General features: G+C 56.3%; 18 protein-coding genes and 1 tRNA gene. 11 read left to right on the top strand and 8 right to left on the bottom strand.

The genetic code is table 11. The features are described 5' to 3' along the window. The first annotated feature begins 219 nt into the window (after positions 1-219). From HK24_RS12290 to HK24_RS12255, 8 genes are all read left to right on the top strand, one after another. Positions 220-2,484, top strand: a complete 2,265-nt coding sequence (locus tag HK24_RS12290) for a PQQ-dependent dehydrogenase, methanol/ethanol family (protein ID WP_086634713.1) — start codon at positions 220-222, stop codon at positions 2,482-2,484. A gap of 34 nt (positions 2,485-2,518) precedes the next feature. Continuing rightward, positions 2,519-3,955: a c-type cytochrome gene (locus HK24_RS12285; RefSeq protein WP_086634712.1), complete on the top strand. Its 1,437-nt coding sequence runs from the start codon at positions 2,519-2,521 to the stop codon at positions 3,953-3,955. A 113-nt stretch (positions 3,956-4,068) separates the two neighbouring features. Then, positions 4,069-5,364, top strand: a complete 1,296-nt coding sequence (gene mnmE, locus HK24_RS12280; RefSeq protein WP_086634711.1) for a tRNA uridine-5-carboxymethylaminomethyl(34) synthesis GTPase MnmE — start codon at positions 4,069-4,071, stop codon at positions 5,362-5,364. Between the two features lie 3 nt (positions 5,365-5,367). Continuing rightward, on the top strand, positions 5,368-7,224 hold the full coding sequence (gene mnmG, locus HK24_RS12275; protein WP_086634710.1) for a tRNA uridine-5-carboxymethylaminomethyl(34) synthesis enzyme MnmG: 1,857 nt from the start codon (positions 5,368-5,370) through the stop codon (positions 7,222-7,224). Continuing rightward, positions 7,221-7,802, top strand: coding sequence for a 16S rRNA (guanine(527)-N(7))-methyltransferase RsmG (gene rsmG / locus HK24_RS12270; protein WP_086634709.1), 582 nt, complete (start codon positions 7,221-7,223; stop codon positions 7,800-7,802). Before mnmG ends, rsmG begins: the two co-directional genes overlap by 4 nt. Continuing rightward, positions 7,792-8,592, top strand: a complete 801-nt coding sequence (locus tag HK24_RS12265; protein WP_086634708.1) for a ParA family protein — start codon at positions 7,792-7,794, stop codon at positions 8,590-8,592. The genes rsmG and HK24_RS12265 overlap by 11 nt, the downstream gene beginning before the upstream one ends. Positions 8,593-8,598: 6 nt before the next feature. Then, entirely contained in the window at positions 8,599-9,477 is an 879-nt protein-coding gene (locus HK24_RS12260; protein ID WP_046900405.1) for a ParB/RepB/Spo0J family partition protein, read from the top strand. 119 nt (positions 9,478-9,596) lie between these two features. After that, a tRNA-Lys gene (locus HK24_RS12255) sits at positions 9,597-9,672 on the top strand. Between the two features lie 737 nt (positions 9,673-10,409). Here HK24_RS12255 and HK24_RS12250 read toward each other — a convergent pair. The 8 genes from HK24_RS12250 to HK24_RS12215 all read right to left on the bottom strand — a co-directional run bounded on the left by HK24_RS12250 (position 10,410) and on the right by HK24_RS12215 (position 17,067). After that, positions 10,410-10,958, bottom strand: a complete 549-nt coding sequence (locus tag HK24_RS12250; RefSeq protein WP_007282972.1) for a recombinase family protein — start codon at positions 10,956-10,958, stop codon at positions 10,410-10,412. A gap of 185 nt (positions 10,959-11,143) precedes the next feature. After that, complete coding sequence (locus HK24_RS12245) at positions 11,144-13,057, bottom strand: DUF927 domain-containing protein (protein ID WP_086634707.1); 1,914 nt, start codon at positions 13,055-13,057, stop codon at positions 11,144-11,146. Next, on the bottom strand, positions 13,008-14,081 hold the full coding sequence (locus tag HK24_RS12240; RefSeq protein WP_198942135.1) for a toprim domain-containing protein: 1,074 nt from the start codon (positions 14,079-14,081) through the stop codon (positions 13,008-13,010). The genes HK24_RS12245 and HK24_RS12240 overlap by 50 nt, the downstream gene beginning before the upstream one ends. Then, on the bottom strand, positions 14,078-14,647 hold the full coding sequence (locus HK24_RS12235) for a hypothetical protein (RefSeq protein WP_086634706.1): 570 nt from the start codon (positions 14,645-14,647) through the stop codon (positions 14,078-14,080). The genes HK24_RS12240 and HK24_RS12235 overlap by 4 nt, the downstream gene beginning before the upstream one ends. Then, positions 14,644-15,201 (bottom strand): hypothetical protein, encoded by a 558-nt coding sequence (locus tag HK24_RS12230; RefSeq protein ID WP_233126257.1) that lies wholly within the window; start codon positions 15,199-15,201, stop codon positions 14,644-14,646. Before HK24_RS12230 ends, HK24_RS12235 begins: the two co-directional genes overlap by 4 nt. Before the next feature lie 362 nt (positions 15,202-15,563). Continuing rightward, positions 15,564-16,115, bottom strand: a complete 552-nt coding sequence (locus tag HK24_RS13505; RefSeq protein WP_143412328.1) for a hypothetical protein — start codon at positions 16,113-16,115, stop codon at positions 15,564-15,566. Between the two features lie 290 nt (positions 16,116-16,405). Beyond that, positions 16,406-16,822 carry a hypothetical protein gene (locus HK24_RS12220; RefSeq protein ID WP_086634704.1) on the bottom strand — a complete coding sequence of 139 codons (417 nt, stop codon included), beginning with the start codon at positions 16,820-16,822 and terminating at the stop codon, positions 16,406-16,408. Continuing rightward, the gene (locus tag HK24_RS12215) at positions 16,819-17,067 is read right to left on the bottom strand and encodes a hypothetical protein (RefSeq protein WP_086634703.1); all 249 of its coding nucleotides are present in this window, start codon (positions 17,065-17,067) and stop codon (positions 16,819-16,821) included. Before HK24_RS12215 ends, HK24_RS12220 begins: the two co-directional genes overlap by 4 nt. 157 nt (positions 17,068-17,224) lie before the next feature. Here HK24_RS12215 and HK24_RS12210 point away from each other — a divergent pair, with 157 nt between their 5' ends. From HK24_RS12210 to HK24_RS12200, 3 genes are read left to right on the top strand one after another with little or no spacing between them, the layout of a single operon-like run. Then, positions 17,225-17,428, top strand: coding sequence for a helix-turn-helix transcriptional regulator (locus HK24_RS12210; RefSeq protein WP_086634702.1), 204 nt, complete (start codon positions 17,225-17,227; stop codon positions 17,426-17,428). Next, positions 17,425-18,531, top strand: coding sequence for an HNH endonuclease signature motif containing protein (locus HK24_RS12205; protein WP_086634701.1), 1,107 nt, complete (start codon positions 17,425-17,427; stop codon positions 18,529-18,531). Before HK24_RS12210 ends, HK24_RS12205 begins: the two co-directional genes overlap by 4 nt. Positions 18,532-18,585: 54 nt before the next feature. Next, positions 18,586-19,905: a restriction endonuclease gene (locus HK24_RS12200; RefSeq protein ID WP_086634700.1), complete on the top strand. Its 1,320-nt coding sequence runs from the start codon at positions 18,586-18,588 to the stop codon at positions 19,903-19,905. The last annotated feature ends 139 nt before the right edge of the window (positions 19,906-20,044 follow it).

Genomic DNA, 20,044 nt, shown 5'->3' with positions numbered 1-20,044 from the left:
CTAGTTGTTTTTCGATTTTTGTCAGCATAACGCTCACGGAAACGTCAGAAGCTCAGTTTTCTATAAACAATAAGATAAGGAGTAGTAAGTTCTCGTGATGCTGGTTTTCCAGGCAACTTCAAAAACTGATGATTCCTTACCTGTAAGGTATCCATCAGGACTTGAGCGGTCCGGAATATCAGCAGTAAGAACAGTCTTTGCAAAAAGGACAGTCGGATCATGGTTTCTGGTCTACTGACGCCGATCAACGTTACGAAGAAGCGCCTTCTGGGCTGCGCGGCCGCACTGGCATTCTGCGCAGCTTCCCCTCTTGCCCTCGCTGAGGACACCGGTACCGCCATCACCAATGCCGACCAGCATCCAGGAGACTGGATGAGCTATGGTCGGACCTACTCCGAGCAGCGCTATAGCCCCCTAGACCAGATCACCAAGGACAATGCTGGCAATCTGAAGCTGGCGTGGCACTATGACCTGGATACCAACCGTGGGCAGGAAGGTACGCCGCTGATCATCGATGGCGTCATGTATGCCACGACCAACTGGAGCAAGATGAAAGCTCTGGATGCAGCAACAGGTAAGCTGCTCTGGTCCTATGATCCAAAAGTTCCCGGCAACATTGCTGACCGTGGCTGCTGCGATACGGTCAATCGTGGTGCGGCTTACTGGAACGGCAAGGTCTATTTTGGTACGTTTGACGGTCGTCTGATCGCTCTGGACGCCAAGACCGGCAAGCTGGTCTGGAGCGTTTATACGGTTCCCAAGGAAGCACAGCTCGGTCATCAGCGCTCTTACACGCTTGATGGCGCGCCGCGTATTGCCAAGGGCAAGGTCATCGTCGGTAACGGTGGTGCAGAATTTGGCGCCCGTGGCTTCGTGACGGCGTATGACGCTGAAACGGGTAAGGTGGACTGGCGCTTCTTCACTGTTCCAAACCCCGACAATAAGCCGGACGGCGCAGCTTCTGACGATGTGCTGATGTCCAAGGCTTACCCGACATGGAGCAAGGGCGGCGCATGGAAGCAGCAGGGCGGCGGCGGTACCGTCTGGGACTCGCTGATCTATGACCCGGTCACAGATCTCGTCTACCTGGGAGTCGGTAACGGCTCACCATGGAACTACAAGTTCCGTTCTGAAGGAAAAGGGAACAACCTCTTCCTCGGCAGCATCGTGGCCATCAATCCTGATACCGGCAAATACGTCTGGCATTTCCAGGAAACGCCGATGGACCAGTGGGATTACACCTCGGTTCAGCAGATCATGGCGCTCGACATGCCGATCAATGGCGAAATGCGCCATGTGCTCGTTCATGCGCCAAAGAACGGCTTTTTCTATATCCTCGATGCCAAGACCGGTAAGTTCATTTCCGGCAAGCCCTACACCTACGAGAACTGGGCCAATGGTCTGGACCCTGTAACGGGACGTCCGAACTATAACCCGGATGCTCTGTGGACGCTGAACGGCAAGCCCTGGTACGGCATTCCGGGCGATCTGGGTGGCCATAACTTTGCTGCCATGGCTTACAGCCCGCAGACGAAGCTGGTTTACATCCCGGCTCAGCAGGTTCCGTTCGTCTATGACCCGCAGAAGGGTGGCTTCAAGGCTCACCACGATAGCTGGAACCTTGGTCTGGACATGAACAAGATCGGCCTGCTGGATGACAACGATCCGCAGCACAAGGCTGACAAAGCCCAGTTCCTGAAAGATCTGAAGGGCTGGATCGTGGCCTGGGATCCGCAGAAGCAGCAGGCAGCGTTCACGGTTGACCACAAGGGTCCGTGGAATGGTGGCCTTCTTGCCACGGCCGGCGGCGTCCTGTTCCAGGGTCTCGCGACCGGTGAATTCCATGCTTACGACGCTACGACAGGCAAGGATCTGTTCAAGTTCCCAGCCCAGAGCGCCATCATTGCTCCTCCTGTGACCTATACGGCTCACGGCAAGCAGTACGTTGCGGTTGAAGTGGGTTGGGGCGGTATCTATCCGTTCTTCCTCGGTGGCGTAGCTCGGACATCCGGCTGGACCGTCAACCACTCACGGATCATTGCCTTTGCTCTTGATGGCAACGACAAGCTGCCTGCCAAGAACGAGCTTGGATTTGTTCCGGTGAAACCGCCTGAGAAGTGGGATGAAGCCAAGACCAAGGACGGCTACTTCCAGTTCCAGACCTATTGCGCAGCCTGCCACGGCGACAACAGCATCTCTGGCGGCGTTCTGCCTGACCTGCGTTGGTCCGGTGCGATCCGCGGGCCTGAGAAGTTCTACAAGCTCGTCGGCAAGGGTGCTCTGACGGCCTACGGTATGGATCGTTTCGACACGTCCATGTCTCCGGCTGAAATCGAAGACATCCGTAACTTCATCGTAAAGCGCGCCAACGAGTCCTACGCAGACGAAGTCAAGGCCCGAGAGAATGAGGCAGGCGTCCCGAACGGCGAATTCCTCAACGTCCCTCAGGGTCCGGTTGCGCCTGCAACGCCGGACCATCCGTGACGGGAAACCGTCACGCTGAAAGGAATGACGTGACATGCTCAAGGCATTAACTCGGGACAGACTGGTATCTGAGATGAAACAGGGATGGAAATTCGCGGCCGCAGTCGGCCTTATGGCAGTGTCTTTTGGCGCTGCCCAAGCCCAGGACGCTGATGACGCCCTGATTCAGCGCGGTGCCTACGTGGCCCGCCTGTCTGACTGCGTTGCCTGTCATACAAGCCTGCACGGTCAGCCTTTTGCTGGTGGTCTGGAGATCAAGAGCCCGATCGGCACGATTTACTCCACCAACATCACGCCTGACTCGACATACGGTATTGGCAGCTACACACTGGAAGACTTCACCAAGGCGATCCGCAAGGGTATCCGCAAGGACGGCGCGACGGTTTATCCGGCCATGCCGTATCCTGAGTTTGCCCGCCTGTCTGACGACGACATCAAGGCCATGTATGCCTTCTTCATGCATGGCGTGAAGCCGGTCGCCCTTCAGAACAAGCAGCCGGACATCTCCTGGCCGATGAACATGCGCTGGCCGCTGGCCATCTGGCGCGCCATGTTCGTGCCGACCGTTACACCGGGTCTGGACAAGAGCATTTCCGATCCGGAAGTGGCTCGCGGCGAGTATCTGGTGAACGGCCCGGGCCATTGCGGCGAGTGTCATACACCTCGGGGCATGGCCATGCAGGTCAAGGGTTACACGGCCAAGGACGGCAATGCTTACCTGTCCGGTGGTGCCCCCATCGACAACTGGATTGCACCAAGCCTGCGCAGCAACAGCGACACAGGTCTGGGCCGCTGGTCTGAAGACGATATTGCTGAATTCCTGAAGAGCGGCCGTATCGACCATTCCGCCGTCTTCGGTGGCATGGCTGACGTGGTGGCCTACAGCACGCAGCATTGGACTGATGACGATCTGCACGCCACAGCCAAGTACCTGAAGAGCATGCCTGCCGTGCCTGAGGGTAAGAACCTTGGTCAGGACGATGGCAAGGCAACAGCCCTGCTGGAAGCTGGCGGCAAGGGTGATGCGGGCGCAGAGGTTTATCTGCATAACTGCGCCATCTGCCACATGAATGACGGTACAGGCGTCAACCGTATGTTCCCGCCTCTGGCTGGCAATCCGGTTGTCATCACCGACAATGCAACGTCGATGGCCAACATCGTGACCTTCGGCGGCATTCTGCCTCCGACGAACACAGCACCATCTGCTGTTGCCATGCCGGGCTTCCGCGATCATCTGTCTGACCAGCAGATCGCTGATGCCGTTAACTTCATGCGCAAGAGCTGGGGCAACCAGGCTCCAGGCACGCTATCTGCCGCAGACATCCGCAAGCTCCGTACAACAGGTGCTCCGGTTTCCACAGCAGGCTGGAACGTGTCATCCAGAGGCTGGATGGCTTACATGCCACAGCCTTACGGCGAAGGCTGGACCTTCTCCCCGCAGACACATACGGGTGTGGACGAGGCTCAATAAGCCTCTTCTGACCCTGTCGGTCTGACAGAAACGGGCGGTCCGGAAACGGACCGCCCGTTTTCTTTTGTGCAGGCCGATTTCACATGACGACGTCCTGCATTACATAAAGGGGCATGAACCCCTTTTCTTCCTCGGACCCTCAGGTCATTTTTGCTCTGGCCACAGGCGCAGGCCGCGCAGCGATCGCCATCATGCGCGCCAGCGGACCGGGAAGCGCCTCTGTTCTCCAAAGCCTGTGCGGGTCCCTACCCGAACCTCGGCGTGCCAGCCTCCGGAGCCTTCGCCATCAGGGCGAGGTGATGGATCATGCTGTGGTGCTATGGCTGCCAGGGCCAAAATCGTACACCGGAGAAGATGGGTTCGAGCTACACCTGCATGCAGGTCCGGCCGTTATTACACGTGTCGCTGACGCCCTGACGGATCTGGGCGCCCGTCCTGCAGAGCCGGGAGAATTCACAAAGCGCGCCGTGCAGAAGGGCCGACTGGATCTCCTGCAAGCAGAAGCCATCGCAGACCTTGTCGATTCCGAGACTGAAAGCCAGCGCAAACAGGCCCTGCAACAAGCCGATGGGGCGCTAAGTCGCCTTTATGATGGATGGGCTCAACGGTTAAGGCTTGTTCTGGCCCATCAGGAAGCTCTGATCGACTTTCCTGATGAAGACCTTCCCCCCGAGGTGGAACACACTCTTCTGACCGAGATGTCCGCTTTACATAGCGAGATGTCCGTTCATCTTCAGGACAACCGTGGAGAACTGATGCGACAAGGGCTGACGGTCGTGATCGCAGGCTCGCCAAATGTTGGAAAATCAAGCCTTCTCAATGCGTTATCCGGATATGACGCAGCTATTGTCACTCACCGCGCAGGAACAACACGGGATGCCATTGCGGTAGACTGGGTTCTGGATGGCGTTCGTCTTCGTCTGATCGACACCGCCGGGCTGCGGGAAACTGAAGATGAGATTGAGGCGGAAGGTATTCGCAGGGCACTGTTTCACGTGAAACAGGCGGACGTTATTCTGCACCTCATTGGACCAGATGAAGCAGCCGATGCTTTGTCTTCCGATGAAATTGCAGTCCGAACGAAAATCGACATCGCGCCAGCGCCTCCGAACATGCTAGGCATCAGCACCCAGACGGGTGAAGGTCTGTCAGAACTGCGAGCCTTCCTGACCCAACGGGTCTCAGCGATGACGGCCAATGCCGGAGCGCCGCCTTTGACCCGTGCGCGCCACCGTGCAGGCATTCAGGAAGCTGTTACGCACCTGGATCTCGCCCGAGGTGCCATGTGGCCCGAGTTGCGCGGAGAAGAATTACGCCTGTCCATGCAGGCTCTGGGACGTCTGACAGGACGTGTTGATGTTGAATCCCTGCTCGATGCAATTTTCGGGCAGTTCTGTATCGGGAAGTAAGTTTTGAGCGATTTCGATGTCATCGTGATCGGCGGCGGCCATGCTGGTTGTGAAGCAGCCGCAGCGTCAGCACGCTTTGGGGCCAAGACGCTCCTGCTGACGCATAAGCTCGAAACCATCGGGGCTATGTCTTGCAATCCTGCCATCGGCGGCATCGGCAAAGGACATCTCGTGCGTGAGATTGATGCACTGGATGGGCTGATGGGCAAAGCCGCTGATCGCGCTGGCATCCATTTCAAGCTGCTCAATCGCTCCAAAGGACCGGCTGTGCATGGTCCTCGCGCGCAGGCAGATCGCTCCCTTTATAGAACGGCCATTCAAACCCTTCTGGCAGAAACACCCAACCTGACCATCATGGCAGGTGCGGTTGGAGATCTGATTGAAGAGAACGGAAATATTCGTGGTGTGATCTGCGAAGATGGTCGGTCCTACCGCTGTGGCGCCGTGGTGCTCACGACAGGCACGTTCCTGCGCGGTGTCATCCATGTCGGCCATGAACAGCAGCTTGCGGGGCGCATCGGTGAAGCGCCCGCCACCAAGCTGGGAGAACGACTGGAAGCTCTAAAGCTTCGTATGGGGCGCCTCAAGACTGGCACACCACCACGCATTGCCCGAGACAGCATTGACTGGGAGAGCCTGCCTGAAGATCGGGGGGATGAAGTTCCAGAGCCGTTCAGCCCTCTCACGAGCAGCATCACCAACGCCCAGGTCTCGTGCCGGATCAGCCAGACCACACCGGAAACGCACCGGATCATCAACGAAAACCTGCACCGTTCAGCCATGTATGGTGGCGCGATTGCAGGCCGTGGCCCACGATATTGCCCATCGATTGAGGACAAGGTTGTCCGTTTCGCAGAGCGGTCTTCCCATCAGGTTTTTCTTGAGCCCGAAGCGCTCCCTGGGAATCCCGGGGGTGACCTTGTTTACCCGAACGGGATCAGCACCAGCCTTCCCGCTGATGTTCAGGCCCTCATGATCGCTTCGATGCCGGGGCTGGAAAAAGCACGGATCGTCACAGCCGGATACGCTGTGGAGTATGATTACGTCGATCCGCGGGAGCTGATGCCTTCACTTCAGTTGCGCAGCCTGCCTGGCCTTTACCTTGCGGGGCAGATCAACGGCACGACAGGCTATGAAGAAGCCGGCGCTCAGGGCCTTCTTGCCGGCCTGAATGCCGCTCGCGCGACCGCCGGAAACGATCCGCTCGTTTTGGATCGGAGCGATGCTTATCTGGGTGTCATGATCGACGACCTGACATTGCACGGCATCAGCGAGCCCTACCGCATGTTCACGTCACGGGCCGAGTATCGCCTGAGCCTTCGGGCTGACAATGCAGACCTACGACTTACGCCAAAAGGCATGGAAGCGGATTGCATTCTCTCTGAACGCGCTGAAGCCTTTACCGACATGAAAACCCAGATTGATGCGGCCATGGCACTGGCAGCATCAACGACCTTCCTGCCCCAAGCCCTCAAGGACGTCGGGTTTGAGGTCTCTCTGGATGGGCGACGTCGGAGCGTTCTGGATGTTCTTGCCAGCAACGGCGATCATTCGAAGGTGTTGGATCTGGCGCCATGGTTTGGTGACCTGCCTCTCCGTATCCGCCGCCATGTGGAAACGGAAGCCCGCTACGGCGGCTATCTCCAGCGGCAGGATCGAGAGATCAAGCAGCTCGCATCTGAAAGCGCCATCGCTCTTCCGGACAATCTGGATTACAACGCTATCGGCGGCCTGAGCAGTGAGATGCGTGAGCGTTTTACTCAGGCGCGACCAACCAGCTTTGCAGCTGCGCAACGTGTGCGAGGTGTAACCCCCGCTGCGCTGGTTGCCCTGCTGGCCCATGTAAGGACCCTGTCATGACCACCGTTTCACGTGAAACGCAGGAGAGACTGGAACGCTTCGCAGACCTGCTCGTGCAATGGAATGCGAAGATCAATCTGGTCAGCCCAAAAGATCTGGGCCAATTGTGGCCACGCCATATCCAGGACAGCCTGCAACTCGCAGACATGATTCCTGCCGGTGCAACCATTACTGATCTGGGCTCAGGCGGAGGCTTTCCTGGCCTTATTCTAGCAATCGCAACAGATAATCCTGTGACGTTGATTGAGTCCGATCAGCGAAAATGTGCCTTCCTCCGAGAAGCTGGTCGCATCTGCGGAGCCAAAGTCACGGTCATTCCAAAGCGGATTGAGTCAGCAACTCCGCCAGAAGCAGACATTATTACAGCTCGTGCACTGGCGCCCCTCGTCAAACTGCTCGGATGGGCCCGTCCTTTGCTGAAAGAAAACGGATTTTGTCTGTTTCTCAAAGGCATAAAGGCGCAGGATGAGTTGACCGAGGCAAGCCGTGACTGGCACATGACATCTACCATTCTTCCCAGCCGCACCGACCCCGGCGGAGCCATTATCAAGGTCAGTGATTTCAAGCGTGTCGTCTAATTCCGTATCCCCCACCACCCGCATCATTGCCGTCACCAACCAGAAGGGCGGTGTTGGCAAAACCACGACCACAATCAACCTAGCCGCAGCGCTGGCACGGAAACAGCGCGTCCTGCTCGTTGATCTGGACCCTCAAGGCAATGCCTCGACCGGGTTGGGCATTGAGTATGATCAGCGGAATATTGGCACGTATGCCGCCCTGATGCAGGAAGCAGAGCCACACGCTCTCGCACAGCCGACAGAGTTCGAAAATCTTTCGATTATCACCGCCAATAATGAGCTGGCTGGTGCTGAACTTGAGATGATCGCAGATGAGCGTCGTGAATATCGTCTAAGGGACGCTCTGCGCTCCCTGGAAGGCGACTACGATACCATTCTGATCGATTGTCCGCCCAGCCTTGGCCTTCTCACGCTCAATGCCCTCGTCGCTGCAGACAGCGTTCTCGTGCCGCTACAGTGTGAGTTCTTTGCGCTGGAAGGGATCAGTCAGCTTGTGCGCACCATTGACCGCGTGCGGCGCGCTTTCAATGCAGATCTGCATCTCGAAGGCATTGTGCTGACCATGTACGATCGGCGGAACAACCTTTCAGAACTCGTCGCACAAGATGCGCGGGGTTTCTTCGGTGAGCAGGTTCTTGAAACGCTGATTCCCCGAAATATTCGTATTTCCGAAGCTCAGAGCCATGGCAGCCCGGTGCTGCATTATGATGCGCGCTCCACAGGCGCAGTCGCCTATGTGGCACTGGCGGACGAACTTCTGAAGCGAACCGAGAACAGGACAAAGGCGTAAGCTGCGATGGCCAAAAAGGACACTTCTCCGCGCCTCGGTCGTGGTCTTGCCGCCCTTCTGGGCGATCAGGCTCCCCAACTGGCCCGTGCTACGCGCGCCAATGCGCCTGTTCAGCAGCATACGTCCCTGCCCGTTGACGTGCTGGAGCCCAGCCCCTTTCAGCCCCGTCAGGACATGAACCCTGAGCGCCTGGAAGAACTGGCCAATTCCATTCGGTCCCGCGGCGTTCTGCAGCCCCTCCTCGTCCGACCAGACCCGGCCAACCCTGAGCGATACCAGATTATCGCTGGCGAGCGGCGGTGGCGCGCCTCTCAGCTTGCTGGGCTGCATAGTGTTCCCGTGCATGTGCGCCAGCTGGATGACACGGACGCCATGGCAGCCGCGCTTGTGGAAAACCTTCAGCGCGCCGACCTGAACCCGATTGAAGAAGCTGAAGGCCTTCAGCGGCTCATCACAGATTATACCCTAACGCAGGAAGAACTGGCCGGCGCCGTCGGAAAATCTCGACCTCACATCACCAATACCATGCGCTTGCTGAACCTGCCGCCAGAGATCCGGGCCCATGTTCGCCGCGGTGAACTCTCAGCCGGACATGCCCGTGCCCTTCTGAGCCATCCAGACCCGATAGCTGCGGCCAAAACTGTTTTGGAAAAAGGGCTGAATGTCCGCCAGACAGAAGCTCTTGTCGCTGAAAAATCAGAGAAGAAAGCCGTTCAGAAAAAGCGCCGGGACGCAGAGATTGTCCAGATTGAAGAAGATCTGGCTCTCCGGCTGGGACTTAAAGTCCACATCGCTTACGACGGAAAAAAGGGCGGCTCGCTAAAGATCGATTACCGATCTCTTGAACAGTTTGAGAGCCTCATGCGTCTTCTCAACCGGGAATAAGACGCGGTCATCAAAGGGGGCCATCATTTTTTTGGATTTTATTCATTATAATCTGAAAAAACCCCTTGCAAGCATTCCCGCTTCCCCTTTATAAGGCGCCTCACCGGAAACGGAGCGACGGGCACATAGCTCAGTTGGTAGAGCAGCTGACTCTTAATCAGCGGGTCCAAGGTTCGAGCCCTTGTGTGCCCACCAAGCTCCGTTTCCGGTCTTACCCTTGAAAATCCTAGACTTTTTGCTAGCAGAAGCTTTCGTCATAAGCGTTCGCTTTTGAGCTTAGTTTTGGGTGGTCCAATCTTCCGGACTCAATCCGGACTCATTTGAAAAATCTCTCCCCGAAATCTCTAGGTAGCTTTTTCCTGCAATTTCGCGGGTATGAAAGTTTGCCTAGGCTGCGGTCCGGGCTGCTTTGCCTCTAGAGATTCGCATCCCCCTTCCCTCTCCGCACCTGGCTGTTTGATTTCTTTGATTGTTTTCAAAGATACCCCAGAAAATCTACGCGTGAGCCTGATGCGGTTAGGGTGCCCAAGGCCCTTTGAAGATTTGACCTCCCCCCTTTGGCAGTCATACCTGTAGACATATGCACAAAACGCATATCTCGAAGGTCTCTACTCCTGCCTTTCTCACCCTTGCCCTAAAAACGGTGTTAAAGGTGTTAGGGTGTTATTGCACTGATAAGTATCTGTTTTATAACAATTTTCTAATAACACCTTTCGTAGTTCAGGCGTAACACCTTCTAAAAGGTGTTATTGGCTCTTATGGCTATTCCGCAGAAAACTAGGGTTTTTCTTTAACACCTCCCAAACACGCCCATCCGCATATGCCAGCCTCAAAAGGTAGCGATATGCGCTTAATGCATAGGGAGGCAAAAAACGCGGGAAGGAAACTTCCTGCGCTGCCCGCGCAGACCAGGCACCCGGACCGCAGCAGGCTCAGAGATCAGCAGATAGAATGCGATAGACACTGGCCCTACCAATGCCGAGACGCTTGGCTATCTCAACAGGCCCGATTCCCTCATCTCTCAGCTTCCTCACCACGTCAGCATCAATCGAGGACTTGCGGCCGGTATAGACGCCACGTTCTTTAGCGGCCTTGATTCCTTCCAGCTGACGTTCACGCCGCAGGTTCGTCTCGAACTCCGCGAACACACCCAGCATGTCCAGGAACGCCTTGCCCGCTGCCGTGGTCGTATCCACTGGCTGCTCCGTGCAACGCAAAGCCGCGCCCTTGTCTTTGAGTGTGAGCATGATGGTTTGCAGATCCGCGATGGATCGAGCCAGGCGATCAATCCGCGTCACCACCAGCATGTCACCTGCCTGTAGGAAGGCGAGCAGGGTTTGCAGCTCTCGACGCCCGGCGGTTGAAGTCCCTGACACCTTCTCGGAACGAATGACCTGACACCCAGCCGCTTTGAGAGCCTGCTCCTGAATTGTGAGATCCTGATCGGTGGTACTGACGCGGGCGTAACCGTAGATAGTCATATGGCGGTTCCAAATGTCTCGTTTGGGTCTAGACCTTTCTCATAGAATGTCTCATATGAAAAAATCAACCCAAATGAGACAAGGAAATCCGCCAATTCCGTGTCTCACAAAACCGTCTCGTATCGGTATACTCAAAAGAGACAGCCTGAACTCATGCGTCCAACGCATGGCGAAAGGAGATCGCCTCAGCGATCCCCCTCTTCCGTTCCCAAAATAGAAGCCTTCACCTCATACGCTCGGATATTGCGATGGCCCGGCGGAGAAATGACAGTCGAGTTCTTATTCTTGCCAGGCATGAGATAGCCCGTCTCAATCAGCGTCTGTGTGGCATTGCGTCGGTTCAACCCTGATAGAGCTTCAGACATTCCCTCCGCGGTCAGGAAGTAACGCCACTCATGCCGCCCTTCTTCACCTTTCATCCAACGCTTCCAGCCTGCCCGGTTCTGCGTCCGGAACCTTTCGCCCGGCGGCTGGCTTTCTTCTGACTGCGCTACCTCATCTTGAGTGGGATCAACCCACCGTTCAAAACGCGCTTCACCATTCTTGGCAATGAAGTCTCGCACCTGGGCAACAGCCTGCTCATCCTCACGCCGTCCAACCGTTCCGCGCTCTGCCAGCCATGCAGCAAAACAGATCTCCGCCATCACGCCGGGCGTATCATGATCCCAGCCTGTCAGCCCGTATTCCGTCGCGAGTTCTCCGCCCGCTGCCACCATCGCAAATCGTGCAGCCACACTCCGCACCTGTCCGGATGCCTCAGGATAGGACTGCAACCACTGAACCGTCAGATCCGCCATACGACCCCGCAACCGATCCTGTATGGCGTCATTCCCTTTCATCCGCAGTTCATCCGTAAGCCGCAACAGGAACGCTCGTAGCGGTGCGCCATAATACTGCCCTGTGACAACGCGCAGGTAACGGGCGAAAGCGTCTGGCGTGTCATGGTCATGCACATCTTCAAACAATCCACGACCATGCCCGGCGTCTGCTGGCAGATCAGCAAACCGCACTTCCTGCCCGGCCTTTGTCGCCTTTCCAGCTTCCCGGTTGAGATCCGCAAGCCCCAACTCGCCGGTGGACAGGAACAGAATGCGAAACCGCGCCACCGTCCGCGCTCCACCCGTCCGAGAAGCACGCGCCTTGCCCTGCCCGTTCGAGAGCAAATAGGCAATCTCACCAGCCTCACGCGGGTCCAGCTGCCCGATCTCATCCAGTGGCAGCAGCACGTCACAACTTGCCAAGGCCGTGCTCTCGATACCGTTGGACGTAGAACGCCAGGAGCGAATGTAACCCCCTGCCCCGTTCTGAGGTGTGCCACCACACACAGAGGCCGCCACGCGCAAGGCCGTAGACTTACCCAGACGACTAGAACCCTTGAAGGAGATGCCGCCGCCCTCTTCACCCAGCAGCCCCAGAAGAGGCGCAGCAAAGGCACACGAGGCTGCGAAGATTAGACGGCTGTTCTTCATGCACAGCGCACCAATCTGGAGTTTCCAATCTTCTACGCTGCCTGAAACCCCAAACAGAGACGCTTCACGATCCAGCGTCTGCAAAACCACACGCTCAGAAGTTTCACCCAGCGTTTCATCAGGCAGAACAAACACATCCCCACCCCCGAAGCGATGCCAGCCGATCTTCGTCACACTTCTCGCACGTTGCGAACTCTGCAAACTCGCCAGCCACTCCAGGAACGCGGCCTTGGCTTTCGGCCCGGCGCCAAGTGTCAGACCACCATCAGCCAAACGGCTCCGGATCTCATTGCCATCTCCCGCGAACAAAGCACGGGCAAAAGCTTCTTCATGCCGATGTCCATCACGGTCATGCCAAGCCAAGAGAAGCCCCCAGTTCTGCCCGGCTTCATCGCGTGATTCTCCTAGCACTTCGACAGGTCCGCAGATGAAATACGGAGCGCCATCACCGTTACGACGCCAGATCCCATCATCCCGATAAATAAACCGCCGGTCTTCACTGACTTCCTGCGGTTTTGCGTCATTCCGTCCCGCTTCTGGAAACTGAACCACTTTGGCGTTCTCAATTCCCTTGCGAATTTCAGATTGGCCGCTCTTGCTGCCCTTCTGTGTCTTTTCCCCGGAGGACATCGTTCCAGTCTCCATGTACGATTTCAGGCATAGCGAGCCGAACAGTGCGGCCCTGCGATACGAATTTCTTGAGAGCGGCATCCAGAGCGCGACGGGCTTTCTCATTCCCGCTGTCATTGTCAGCCGCGATGATGATGTCTTTGAGCGTGTCTGGCAGAGCGACGGCAGCCATGTTGCTCAGTGAGACCGCAGACAACACGCGGAACTCAGGACAGGCCACAGCCACGGACAGCGCCGTTTCAATGCCTTCCGCAACAACCGTCACGTCATCGCCTGGAGCTACACCCAACGCCTTGCCAGAGGCTCCGCGCCATAGGCGGATGCACCCACCGGCAAACGATCCCAGCACCTTCTTGGCGTTCTGAAGATCAGCCTTGACCCATTGGCCGCCCGGCGTCTGACCCAGCCACGTCCGATGAACGGCCACCAGTTTTCCAGATGGACCACAGATCGCCGCAAGCATGACTGGAAGCGGCCTCTGCACTTCTCCGCACCAGACAGACGGATTGAAACGCAGCGCGCCAGGAGCACGCCCAAGCTCACGCAGAACAATCCCGCGCCCGGCGAGATAAGCCTCTACTGGCGTTCCTGCGATACCAGGTGCCGTGTCATGCCATAGCCGACGCGCAGAAGCTCGCTTGCGCTGGGCCTCCTGATCCAGTTCCTCATTCCGCTTATCTGGAACAGGCTGCCTCCGTTCAGGAGCGCGGAAAGTCGGTGCAGAACCATCACCCAGCCCCAGCCAACTGACAGCCCATTTCATGGCTTCTTTCCGCTCGCCACTGAACAGGACAGCCGCCACCAGATCCAGCGCATCCCCGCGTTCTCTTGAACTGAAGTCAGCCCAGACACCTGCACGAGAACCATTCAGATGAACGGCAAGGCTTTGGCCTTTCTCACCAGCCAGAGACCCACACCGCCATTCCGCTCCGTCCTTCCGGCCATTCGGCAGCAACTCACGCACCAGAACGCCAATGCGTTCCGCTAGCATCCGTGAGAGTGTGCCCGCGTCATGCTGCCTCATACGGGTTCAGGCTCCAGACCGGGCCACGCCATAAGAACAGGGCAACGATCGTGCAGCGCGTCCGAGAAGCGTTCACAAGCATCGTGTAGAGTCGGCACATCTTCAATGAAGCCGCCCTGACGCTCCCTCAATACATCTAGCCGAGCCTTGGCCTGCTGTAGGAGGTTACATGCTGCCCTTATTGCCGGATCTGCATACGCAAAACGTCGTCGCTCCAGTTCTGGTAAGAGCCACTCTATTCCCCAAAGCAAAGGGAGCGTTAAATCATGAACATGAACTTGCTGGATCGCAGGACCATCGGAGGCAACTTCACGCCACGTATAGGGCCACCAGTCTGAATCCTGATCATTTACCGCCCATTGTGCCTCGGTTAGCGCATCCCGTTCGCCGCCCGGCGGCACCTTAACGATTTCGCCCTCTTTCAGCACCAAGAGCGCAGCTCGACGGAAGACTTCTCTCTCATCTGTTGACCATACGGGCAGGTCATCACATTCAGCAGGGAAGAGCAGTCCTAAAATAGCCAGCTCTGCAATTCCAACTCGAAAACCTGCAAGAACTACGGTCATACCGCACCCTCCCGCCAGGCCGCAGGTAGAGCCACGATGTCACCTTCCGGCCCGACGATGGCAGTTCCAGCAATCAACCGTTTGGCTGCCTGATCCCGCTTTTCTGCGAGGGTGAGAACGTCCTCAAATTTGAGGACGTCCAGCCAGTTCCTCGCCTCGACCGTGCGAACATCCCGATCCAGTCTAATGCGGAACCACACCAAGGCGGCCTTTAGAGACTGAAACTGATTATGCCCGTCTTCCGGCATGTCTGGATCGAGCAGGGCAAGAAAGGCATCATCTGCCAGAACCACTTTCCGCAGATCCGCCCACACAGCCAAAAGCCCAAGAACTGCTTCCTGAGATGGCACCGGCTGAAATTCGTATCGCCCATGCAAACGCAAGGTCGGTTCCATCTCACGCCGCCACAGGCTGTTTTCTACATAATCGACACAGCCATGAGCAAAGGTCAGGAAGCGAGTTAACAGATCTGAATACCCAGAAGCACCTGAGCCAGACCAAAGCAGGCTTTCATCTTCGGAACCGGATAAAGATACAGCAGGAATTGTCAGCATGACGACGAGCGCTCCCGCTGGGCTCGTACCGTCACCTCTGCCGTAGAGCGCACTGAACGACTGGAAATCCAGCGTTGAAGCTCAATGACCGCATACCCAATACGCCGCTCAGTGAGTTGAACGAATGTCGGACCAGTTCCATCCAAGCGCTTTTTTTGTAGAGTCCGAGCCCCGAGCCCTACCATCGACGCAGCCTGCCTTTCAGAGACAACAAGTTGCTCAGAAGCAGCACGATTATTCCTATTATCCATAATGTTTCCTCACACATGAGGAATGAACCTTGCGGCTATTCCATGCGTGTCAGGCTGCTTGCATGCGCCTAATTAATCAGCTGAAACGGATGAAAAGTAGTTTCCATCCATTCATGCTTTAGATTTGTACGCCGTGACTTCTCGCGTTACGTCTGAAACAAATTTCTTGGCTTCACTTTCACAAGGGGCGTGTTCGCCCATTTTCAAAAGTAAATTTTCAACCGCACGCGCGTGATCGCCTCTTTCCGCGCCTGGCTCGCCATTTTCGGCTATCCAAGCCACCATAATAGCCGCAGCTTTAGACCAACTAATTTTCGATGGTCGTCCGCCTTTATTTTTTATTTTTTGCAGTATTTCATCATGGTATTCTTTTGAAATTCTTACATCCGTGAGGCACTCATCCCCATTCCGTAGAGCTTTACAGTTATCCCAAGATAATTTTAATGTTTTCCAATTTTCCTTTGGTACAACACGCGGCACAGAAAAGCCGTCATCATGGATACTTCTTGCTGTAGCGATCAAACTTCCTGACAGAAGTTCCGCCTTTATATTTTTTAATAGATTAGCTCTTAAAAGTTTTTCCGTGTGCCGTTCACTCTCATTGAGACCGCAAGTAAACAGGCCGGGGCAACCCGGCAATGGTCGCGGCTTGGGAAGACTCAAATAAGCTTCTGCATCTTGAGGCTTTCCCCAAACGAGACAAGCATTTCGAACCGATAGATCTTGGGTTCCGATTTTCGTTCTGAAATCGCTTAGTAGCGGAAACGCCGCTCTTTCGTCTCTCATAACTGCCCCATACCGACTCAACCCATGCCACACACTTAACGGCGCAGCGGGCCAGTCATGGGGAACCAGCTTTCGGCGGCCAGACCTAGCCGCGCCTCCCTGCATCATCTGGCACAAAACAGGAACAGGCAATCGCGTAGTTTGAGCGTTTATTATTAGACTAGGCATCAATTCGCCTCCCCCACATCACGGGCCAGAGACAAAACAAGCCGGATCTCCTCAGAAGACACATCCAAGCCAAAGTCTTCCAGTGCGGACGGTAACAACTCCTGAACAAGCGCCGCTTTAGCAGCTATTCCCCGCCGCGTTCGGGCGGGCATGTCAGCGATCTGGCCCAAGATCGTGCAGCGCTCATCAAGAATCGGATCTCGCCGAGCTTCCAGATCTCGCAGCGCCTCGGTTCCAAAAGGGGGTTCGGGAATAGAGTTGAGGCTGCTCAGACGTTGCCCGCAAGCACGGAAAGCATCGCACCGGGCCAACAATTCAGCATCCCCAGGCACCATTGCCCCAGCCGTCTGCCCGGCGAACGCCACCAAGCCCCCGACGATTGCCAGACGGCGCGATACACCAAGCGAAGGGTTCACGGTGCCATCTCCTTAGGCCAGGCATCCACAGCGTTAGCCAGAAGGAGGCCAGCAGGTGGCTTAGCCGCGATGTGATGGGAGACAGGAACGTATCTCCTGCGAAGGTTTTCTGGCTGGGCAAGTGTCACAACAGACAGCAGAAACAGACCAGCCCCCAGAACAGCAGGCGCGGCCTCAGAAACAAGATGCACAGACGCAATCACTGCCCGGCGTAAGCCGGACGTGGTAAAGGCATGAATAGCCATTGCCGAGGTTCCTCTCGGTATGTGGTTAGGCCGGTTTGGGAGCTTGCACCTTCCCTACCGGCTGCAATTTCCTTGCCCATATATCGGAACACAGTTACGATCTCTCTGCAATAGAAATCGTATCAGGGTTCTGATTTTGCTACCTGTTCAATGTAAGATGGCGCGCGCCGCTATAGCTTGGGGCGTCCGTGATTTGGCTCGTGAAGCCAATGTATCGCCGGATACGATTGCCCGGCTCGAGCGCGGTGAACCCCTTAAAGAGAATACGATCATAGCCATCCGCAAAGCCCTGGAAGCCGCAGGCGTAGAGTTCATTCCCCAAAACGGAGGCGGCCCCGGCGTGCGGCTGCAAAAGCCATGACCAAAAGAAATATGGAGCTTGCCCAACACTTCCAAGAAGCATTGGACGCCCGTTTCAAAGCCGCTCGCTCAGCTGGCCAAACCGAAGTCACCATCATCGCGCGGGACTTAATGAAAGATTTGGGCGATGAGGGTATTAAAAGGCCGGCGTCTGCCTCTGGAGTAATGCAAAAGGCAAGAACTGTTCACGATACAGTCTTGCATGAGCCACCAAGCGGGCACTCTCCTGCCCTCAAAATTAGCTACGTTATCCCCCGACCGATTCCAGACGTTTGGCCTTTTGTCGCAGGCAAAACATACAGCCGGCGTCGCTACATTCACCACCTCTACGGCGGGCAGGAGCAAGGCGGCATTTCTACCCCGGCAGACGCACCGGGCATCTTTATTTTCACCGGCCACGCGACCTCGTTCTTGGGGTATCAAGATACCTTTCAGCCTGACGGATCATTTCACTACACGGGCCAAGGTCAAATCGGCGACATGCGGATGGAAAGAGGCAATGCCGCCATCCTTAATCATGCGGAGAATGGAAAAGACCTGCTGCTCTTTTCACAAGAGGCAAAAGGCGCGCCGGTAAGATTCCGAGGTTTCTACACGTGTGCTGGCTGGCACACAGAACGACAGAAAGACATTGAAGGAAACGAGCGAGAAGCGATTGTTTTCACGCTTTCGCCTTTGACGTCTGATGAGACAGAAGAAGCCGAAGAGGGGCGCGACGCAGACTTTCAGGATACATCCGACCTAAGCCTAGAAGAACTGAGACGCCGGGCGTTAGAAGCCGCCAAAGTCCCACCACGCCGGAATAAAACAAGCGCCAGCTCAGTCCCTGCCCGCAGTCGAGATGTCCGGAACTATGTTCTACGCCGGGCTGCCGGCAAGTGTGAGAGCTGCGCTGGACCAGCCCCATTTAAGACAGCCGCGGGGCAACCATACCTAGAAGCCCATCATATCAGGCGCTTGAGCGATGGCGGTCCAGATGACCCCCATTTCGTCGCCGGCATCTGCCCCACCTGTCACAGACGCGCTCACCACGGCGCAGATGCGGCCGAGGTAAATAGGAAGATGCAAGCCGTTGTGACGGAGAAAGAACAGCGCGCTAATTAAAAAGCTGTTTCCATTCTCGTCATTTCCCCGCTGCCAACTGTCAGGAGACATCGAATGCGCAGCCAAAATCTTAGTTCTCTGCTCATGGCTCTTGCTCTGCTCTCTCCTGCTACAGCCCTGGCAGATGGGGTGTTTCATCCCGCCGGGCAGTCCTATGCCTGCGTAAACCCACGAGCCACGCGCGCCCTCGCCAACCATGCAGATCCGCGCCAGAACGATCCGGGCTGGGTTCACTTCGTTATTACTGATGGCCGATGCTTCCAGGTTGAGCCCAGCGAGAAATGGGAACAAATCAGCCAGGCGAACGGGCTGCTTCTCTTGCGCCGCGATCCGCCACGCGCAGGGATGCCCCCACTGTTCTTCCTTCCAGAGCAGGTATCCGCTGGCCTACCCATACCTCCCCAGTCTTCCGCAGAAGCCCCAGCAGACGGGCCAGTGCAGCTAGCCCCCGCAAGCCCAGACCAAGAAGCCTCACAGCCTTCTAGCGAGACCACGGATATTTTGCCTAAAGGCTGGCAGAAACCACGGCACGACACAGAGGCCACGACCAACGAGGCACCAGAAGACAATACGCCAGGTGAGCCCACGCCTTCTGTCACATCCACTGCTGTTCCCAGTTCTGCAAAAACCCAAGATTCAGGTTCGGGCGGACTACTGATATGCGCCCTGATAGCAGCAGGCCTGATCGGATATTTTGTACTTCGGGCACGCCGCCGGGCCGCACGTAAACGCCGGGCTTGGGAAATCATCGACAAAGAAATTCGCGACCAAGGAACGGCTTTGCAGGTTCGCCGCCTTCAACTGGTGACAACAGACGCCTATGGCACAATTCATTTGACCAAATGGGCCAAGGAGGTCGGCTATTTCTGCAACACCCGGGTTCTACCTCTTCTCCAGGTAGAAGGCTTGGCCGATCAATGGCAGGGGCTAGCAGACCAAGCACAGGCACGCATTGAAGAAATCGCCCAACGTATGCCGCCCGGCGCTGTTCTCAATCAGAAGCCGCTGAGCGATCCACGTGTATTCGACCCTCAGATGGACCCCTTCGACTATGAGCGGCATTGTGCGCTGCTTCTGGAGCAAGCCGGATGGAACGCCCGCGTCACCCAGGCAAGTGGCGACCAGGGCGCGGATATCATTGCTACCAAAGGCGGCCGGAAGATCGTGGTTCAATGCAAACTCTATAGCCAGCCGGTCGGAAACAAAGCTGTGCAGGAAATCTACACCGCCAAACAGCACCAGCAGGCAGATGAGGCTATCGTGGCTTCAAACGCCGGTTACACAATTCCGGCCCGACAGCTTGCAGCCACAACAGGCGTGCATCTGCTGCATCATCAGGAACTGGCTTCGTTCTGCGAGCGATTGGCGGCTTAAATACCACTCTCGGCGGCAACCTGTAAGGATTTCTTACAGATTGCCTTTTACGGCTTTTGGACCAGTTGGAGGGATCGAAGAACTATTGGTTGATGTACCTTGGTTTTGATTTTGGGCTTTTGGCGTGCTGATTGACGCT

Origin of the sequence: Gluconobacter sp. DsW_058, from assembly GCF_002153615.1 — a bacterium.
GTDB classification, from domain to species: Bacteria; Pseudomonadota; Alphaproteobacteria; order Acetobacterales; family Acetobacteraceae; genus Gluconobacter; species Gluconobacter cerinus.
Note: the sequence above shows the minus strand (reverse complement) of the source record. Positions and strands in the feature narration are given on the sequence as shown.

Coding starts and splice junctions, on each gene's coding strand:
- HK24_RS12250 (WP_007282972.1), bottom strand. CDS start 10,958: ATGACTATCTACGGTTACGCCCGCGTCAGTACCACCGATCAGGATCTC.
- HK24_RS12215 (WP_086634703.1), bottom strand. CDS start 17,067: ATGGCTATTCATGCCTTTACCACGTCCGGCTTACGCCGGGCAGTGATT.
- HK24_RS12260 (WP_046900405.1), top strand. CDS start 8,599: ATGGCCAAAAAGGACACTTCTCCGCGCCTCGGTCGTGGTCTTGCCGCC.
- mnmE (WP_086634711.1), top strand. CDS start 4,069: ATGAACCCCTTTTCTTCCTCGGACCCTCAGGTCATTTTTGCTCTGGCC.
- HK24_RS12230 (WP_233126257.1), bottom strand. CDS start 15,201: ATGCTGACAATTCCTGCTGTATCTTTATCCGGTTCCGAAGATGAAAGC.
- HK24_RS12235 (WP_086634706.1), bottom strand. CDS start 14,647: ATGACCGTAGTTCTTGCAGGTTTTCGAGTTGGAATTGCAGAGCTGGCT.
- HK24_RS12200 (WP_086634700.1), top strand. CDS start 18,586: ATGCGCAGCCAAAATCTTAGTTCTCTGCTCATGGCTCTTGCTCTGCTC.
- HK24_RS12210 (WP_086634702.1), top strand. CDS start 17,225: ATGGCGCGCGCCGCTATAGCTTGGGGCGTCCGTGATTTGGCTCGTGAA.
- rsmG (WP_086634709.1), top strand. CDS start 7,221: ATGACCACCGTTTCACGTGAAACGCAGGAGAGACTGGAACGCTTCGCA.
- HK24_RS12205 (WP_086634701.1), top strand. CDS start 17,425: ATGACCAAAAGAAATATGGAGCTTGCCCAACACTTCCAAGAAGCATTG.
- HK24_RS12245 (WP_086634707.1), bottom strand. CDS start 13,057: ATGTCCTCCGGGGAAAAGACACAGAAGGGCAGCAAGAGCGGCCAATCT.
- HK24_RS12285 (WP_086634712.1), top strand. CDS start 2,519: ATGCTCAAGGCATTAACTCGGGACAGACTGGTATCTGAGATGAAACAG.
- HK24_RS12290 (WP_086634713.1), top strand. CDS start 220: ATGGTTTCTGGTCTACTGACGCCGATCAACGTTACGAAGAAGCGCCTT.
- HK24_RS12240 (WP_198942135.1), bottom strand. CDS start 14,081: ATGAGGCAGCATGACGCGGGCACACTCTCACGGATGCTAGCGGAACGC.